4 protein-coding genes are annotated in these 4546 nt (G+C 50.8%); all 4 read left to right on the top strand.

Annotated elements, in window-relative coordinates; genetic code table 11:
* Window positions 1–1375, top strand: a 1375-nt coding sequence (gene gspE / locus CVU71_18410) for a type II secretion system protein GspE (GenBank protein PKN16849.1), incomplete at its 5' end; no start/stop codon positions are given.
* The gene (locus CVU71_18405) at window positions 1372–1971 is read left to right on the top strand and encodes a hypothetical protein (protein ID PKN16848.1); all 600 of its coding nucleotides are present in this window, start codon (window positions 1372–1374) and stop codon (window positions 1969–1971) included. The genes gspE and CVU71_18405, both read left to right, overlap by 4 nt.
* Window positions 1972–2013: 42 nt before the next feature.
* The gene (locus CVU71_18400; GenBank protein PKN16847.1) at window positions 2014–2853 is read left to right on the top strand and encodes a diaminopimelate epimerase; all 840 of its coding nucleotides are present in this window, start codon (window positions 2014–2016) and stop codon (window positions 2851–2853) included.
* Between the two features lie 167 nt (window positions 2854–3020).
* The gene (locus tag CVU71_18395) at window positions 3021–4190 is read left to right on the top strand and encodes an LL-diaminopimelate aminotransferase (GenBank protein ID PKN16846.1); all 1170 of its coding nucleotides are present in this window, start codon (window positions 3021–3023) and stop codon (window positions 4188–4190) included.
* Window positions 4191–4546: the final 356 nt, after the last annotated feature.

Genomic DNA, 4546 nt, shown 5'->3' with positions numbered 1-4546 from the left:
GCAGATGCAGGACATCCCGGTTGTTCTTGCTTCGCAGGACGCGATCAACGCTGCCATTAATCTGGCCTACGACATGAGCCGCTCTTCTGCCAAGGATTATTTTGAAGAAATAAGCGAAGAGACGGCAGACGATCTGATATCGGAAATCAATGAAACAGCAGACCTGCTCGATGAAACCAGCGACGCCCCGATCATCAAGTTGGTCAACCTGCTGGTTTCCGGTGCCATTAAAGACCGCGCCAGTGATATTCACGTTGAGCCGTATTCCGGAACGTTAAAAATCCGCTACCGGATTGATGGAATTCTTTATGACATCCTGAACCTGCCGCGACGGATTCAGTCACCGCTTACGTCCCGCCTGAAGATTATGGCCAAACTCAACATCGCTGAAAAGCGTCTTCCGCAGGACGGCCGGATTGAACTGAAGATTGCCGACCGTCTGGTAGACGTGCGCGTATCCGTGATTCCCACGGCTTTCGGTGAAAGGGTGGTGCTGCGTCTTTTGGACAAATCGGCCAATATCCTGTTGCTTTCGGATCTGGGCATGCACGACGAGCGAATCAAGTTGCTGGACAGGCTGATCAAGTCACCTTACGGGATTATTCTGGTGACGGGACCTACCGGCAGCGGAAAGACCACCACTTTATATGCGGCGCTTTCCACTATCAACCGGCCGGAAATCAACATCATTACCATTGAAGACCCGATTGAATATCAGATGGACGGTGTGGGGCAGATTCAGGTCAATCCAAAAATTGATCTGACCTTTGCCGCCGGCCTCCGTTCCATTGTGCGTCAGGATCCGGATGTCATCCTGGTTGGTGAAATACGCGACCGGGAAACCGCGGAAATCGCTATCCAGTCATCGCTGACCGGTCACCTGGTCTTTTCGACGCTTCACACCAATGACGCGGCCAGTGCCGTAACGCGTCTGATTGACATGGGGATTGAGCCGTTTCTGGTGACATCTTCCATTGTGGCGATCATTGCCCAGCGCCTTGTCCGCGTGCTTTGTCCGCATTGCAAGGAAATCTACACGCCTGATAAAGAAACCCTGGCCAATCTGGGACTCACAGCACTGATATTGGAGAACAACACCTTCTACCGAAAAAAAGGCTGCAATCTTTGCATGCATACCGGATTCCGCGGCCGAACGGCTATCTTTGAAATTATGGTCGTGGAAGATGATATTAAAAGACTGGTTTTGAAAACATCGGATGCCAATCAGATCAACGAACTGGCCGTTAAGCAGGGCATGATTACGCTGCAGCAGGACGGTATTCATAAGGTGCTGGCGGGGATCACCACAACCGAGGAAGTATTGCGCGTTACCCGGTCGCTTGCCCGCAAGGATGATATTGTTCAGGAGACATGAAGGGGAAAATGAAACCTGTTCAAGCCTGCATCGACAGCCGTTGCCGCTACTTTGAAAGACCAGGCGCCGTAAACACCCGTCAGGCCCTGGAGATCGTTTGTCTGAGAGCCGCCCGGCCGGATATATCCGGAATTATTATTCCGACCTATTCCGGCAAAAGCGCGCTCATGGCGGCTAAAATAATTGATCCCGCAAAAATTGTTGCTGTCACTACGGTATACGGGTTTAAAAAGCCCAACGAGCAGCTGATGAAGGAAGCCACGCGCAGCAGACTGCTCGCCATGGGAATGCAGGTGGTTACAGCCGCGCACGCATTTGGCGGAGTTGGACGCTCGGTGCGCAGGAAACTGGGAACGTATCAGGTTGATGAAATCATCGCTTACGCGTTGCGAATTTTTGGTCAGGGCACGAAAGTGGCGGTAGAAGCCGCTCTGATGGCGGCGGATGCCGGATGCGTGCAGGTGGATAAAAACATCATCTCCACAGGGGGATCGTCTTCCGGAATCGACACAGCCCTGGTTTTACAGCCGGCCAATACCAGTTCGTTCCTCGACGTGAAAATTCGAGAAGTCATCTGCAAGCCCGCATATTTTTAAGCTCTATGGGTTGCGATTGGCAGATATTCAACAGGTGAAAACATGAAGATTGATGAATCGCGTTTTATTGAATTTTATAAAATGAGCGGCAGCGGCAATGACTTCATCATCATTGACAACCGCGATCTCTCACTGCAGATTATTGATCTGCCGGTTTTTGTTCGCCGGATTTGTCAGAGAAAGGTTTCCGTCGGTGCGGACGGGCTTTTTCTGATTGAACCATCTGAGGTTGCTGATTTTAAGTGGCGTTTTTTTAATTCAGACGGCAGCGTGGCCGAAATGTGCGGCAATGGCAGCCGTTGCGCGGCCCGTTTTGCATATTTCAACAGTATTGCCGGACCGAAAATGTCCATTGAGACGGATGCCGGCATTGTTACCGCCGAGGTTTTTGACGACAATGTGAAGGTTCGTCTTACCGATCCATCCTCTTTGGAAATCGCCCGGGAAATCATATTGAACGGCAGTTCGTGTCTTCTGGATCTTATCGATACCGGAGTGCCGCACGCCGTTTCATTTGTGGATGATTTGGAAACCTGCGCCGTCGTCGGGACGGGACGGCAGATCCGCCGGCATGGCTCTTTCCAGCCGAGGGGCACGAATGCCAATTTTGCCCGTGTGACAGAACGGCAGAAAATGAAAGTTCGCACCTATGAGCGGGGCGTGGAAGATGAAACGCTCGCCTGCGGTACCGGTGTTGTCGCCTCAGTCCTAGCCGCCGCAGGACGCGGGCTTGTGGATTCTCCGGTAGATGTAACCGTGCAAAGCGGCGAAGTTTTACGAGTCTATTTCACCCGCCGGGATGACCGTTTTGAGGAAATTTACCTTGAAGGGAAAGTGAAAATGGTTTATCAAGGACTTCTTTTTGAAGAGGCCTATAAATAGTCTCGTTCCCTTGTCCACAGGGGGGATAGAAGTATGGTCTCATAGCCTTTTCATCATTCAGTGCGGGCATGGCAAGGCATAGAATCCGGAAACATTTCAAGATGATGTTTTTCTCGGGTTAAATCATTTTATTACCGCTGTAATTATATCAATTGGAGGTTTGAACAGTGCAGACTGCGGATAGATTAAAAAAAATACCCCCATATTTATTCATGGAATTGAGGAAAAAAATAAATCAGGCCAAAGCCGCAGGCGTCGATGTGATATCACTTGCGATCGGAGACCCGGTGGAAGCCACCCCGAATTCCGTTATTGATGAATTGTGCCGCAGTGCCCACGACCCTCAAAATCACCGGTATCCCACCGATGAGGAAAAGGGTATGCTTGCTTTCCGCAAAGAAATTGCCCGCTGGTACGGGGAGCGTTACGGCGTCAGCCTGAATCCCGAAAATGAAATTCTTGGACTTATCGGTTCCAAGGAGGGCTGTCATCACTTTGTGCTGGCACGCGTCAATCCCGGGGATGTCGTACTGATGACCGACCCCGGCTATCCGGCGTATCGATCCAGTATCCTGATGGGAGAGGGTGTTCCTTACAATGTGCCCATCCTCCCGCAGAACCATTATTTGCCGGTGCTGGAAGACATCCCCAAGGACGTGGCCAGAAAAGCCACTGCGATGTTCCTGAACTATCCGAACAATCCGACTGGCGCTTGCGCCACAATGGACTTTTTAAACAAACTGGTCGCCTTTGCGGGTGAGTTTGATATTGCTGTTTGTTATGACAATCCTTACAGTGAAATCGTATTTGCCGGGCAGGATCGCCTGAGTTTCCTGATGGCACCGGGGGCCAAAGATGTCGGTGTGGAACTGAATTCACTTTCCAAACCGTTTAATATGTGCGGATGGCGGTTGGGAATGGCGTGCGGCAATCCCGATCTGATTGCCGGCATCAGCAAAGTAAAGGAAAATACCGATTCGGGGATTTTTAATGCCGTGCAGTACGCGGGTATTCAGGCGCTACATAACGAAGCAGGCTTTATTGAGGAGATGCTCTCCATTTACGGACGACGGCGTGAACTGGTTTTAAAAACACTCAAAAAGATCGGCATCGATTTTAATCCGCCGCGCGGCACGTTTTACCTGTGGGTGCCGGCGCCTGAAGGTTTGACGTCACTGGAGTTCACCAACCGGCTGTTTGACAAGACTGCCGTCGTCGTAGCGTCCGGCACAGCTTATGGCCAATACGGAGAAGGCTTTGTGCGCATCTCGCTTACCGTGCCGGATGAGCGGCTGAGAGAGGCGATGGGACGCATCGAAAAGGAATTTACGAAATAACACCGGAAAAGGTCTGTATGCTTCGTTGCGCTGTATCCTCAGTTTCTGCGGCGTATGAAAAATACGCCTCGTTCCTTCAGCTTTGCGCGCCTCGCTCCCAGAGCCTTTTATGCCGCCTCGTTCTCCTTTGGATACGAAAGCTACTGTGGTTTCGCGTCGCAGTTATACAGTTAACGAATATATTGCAAGCATCGATTGATGTCATTTCGAAGCGAAGCGAGAAATCTTATCACTTGGTAATCATATTGTAAGGATTAAATAATGGAAATGGGTATTTTGGGACTTCCCCAGAGCGGGAAGAGCACCCTGTTTGAAATCATGACGGGAGTAAAAAGCGGCCAGTCGCATGAAGCGGT

This window comes from Deltaproteobacteria bacterium HGW-Deltaproteobacteria-6 (assembly GCA_002840435.1).
In the GTDB taxonomy this organism is placed as follows: Bacteria; Desulfobacterota; Syntrophia; order Syntrophales; family Smithellaceae; genus UBA8904.
This window is presented reverse-complemented; position numbering and strand designations above follow the sequence as displayed.